Source organism: Neobacillus drentensis (assembly GCF_036962765.1).
In the GTDB taxonomy this organism is placed as follows: domain Bacteria; phylum Bacillota; class Bacilli; order Bacillales; family Cytobacillaceae; genus Neobacillus; species Neobacillus drentensis_C.
Genome location: NZ_JBALOS010000251.1, coordinates 1 through 1,315, shown reverse-complemented (window position 1 = coordinate 1,315; position 1,315 = coordinate 1). Strand labels below are relative to the sequence as shown.

Below are 1,315 nucleotides of genomic sequence, written 5' to 3'. Positions count from 1 at the left end.
TAATAAAATTAGGTCAATCTTAACATCACTTTTTATGTTTTTAAAAAGATTATATATAGTATTTGCTCCTCCACTTTTATGAGGAGGATATGGCATTTCTTGTGATAATAAAGCTATCTTCACTTTTTTCCCTCACTTTCATACATATATATATAAGCGGAAGCAACTATTTTTATAGAAAATTTTTCATTAACAAAGCTAAAGGCTTTCTTTTTTATACTTTCGTAAAGCAATTTATTTTCAAAAATATTAATCATATTTCTTGTTAGCTGTTTTGTATTTCCAACTTCAAAAAGTAATCCTGTTTCATTTTCAATAATAATTTCACTTGGGCCATCACAATTTGATGCTATTACTGGACATCCAGATGCCATTGCTTCAATAATTACCATTCCGAAGGATTCATTTCTTGAAGGCACTATTAATAAATCAAGTGACTTTAGAATTTCTGGAATATCTGTTCTTTCACCTAAAAATACAACTTTTTCTGTCATTTTGTGATTATTAACAAAATCGAATATCCCTTGTTTAAACTCCGCATCCATTGGATCACCAAATGTATTATCTCCAACAAGAATAAAACAAACTTTCCTACCACTTACTTCTTGTTCCTGAATAAAATCTTTTGCACTTTTAACAAAAATGTCCTGTCCTTTAATTTTTTGAAAACGTGCTATTATACCAATTAGAATAGTATCTTTATCTATTCCTAATTCAGTTTTTAGGTCTATTGTCTTACTTAATGTATATTTTTCAATATCTATTCCTAGATATATTTGCTGTACTTTTTCAGTTGAAAATCCTTGTTTTAAGAGGTTATCTTTTACATTATTAGAAACAGCCACTATTTTTTTACAGAGTCGTTGTAAAATATATCGTTTTAAACGTGAAAATTTAATCCATTGACCGTGACAAGTATAATAAAATTTTTTCCTTAGTATTTTACTAATTATGCCAAAAAAATAACTAGATTTTAGGGCATTAGAATGCACAATATCAAAATTCCCGTAATATATATATTTTAAGATATTTAAAAAGACAAAAGGGAATTTATATTTATTTCTTCTTGTTAAAAATAGGGCTTCAATAATATCAACTTTTATATTTTCTTTTATTAATAAATCAACTAACTTTCCCTGGTTAGGTACAACTACAGTAATATCAAATCCACGAAGATTTAATTCTTGGATAATATTTAAAAGGCTTGTTTCTCCTCCGCCTAAACCTACTAATTCTGAAATAAATAATATTTTTTTACCCACTTTATCTCCTCATATATAAGATCCCAATTTAATTACTAATCTATACTTTCTTG

1 protein-coding gene is annotated in these 1,315 nt (G+C 26.8%); it reads right to left on the bottom strand.

Going from position 1 to position 1,315, the window contains the following annotated elements:
* Positions 1-119: 119 nt before the first annotated feature.
* Positions 120-1,262, bottom strand: a complete 1,143-nt coding sequence (locus V7137_RS25460) for a glycosyltransferase family 4 protein (RefSeq protein ID WP_335700664.1) — start codon at positions 1,260-1,262, stop codon at positions 120-122.
* Positions 1,263-1,315 lie beyond the last annotated feature (53 nt).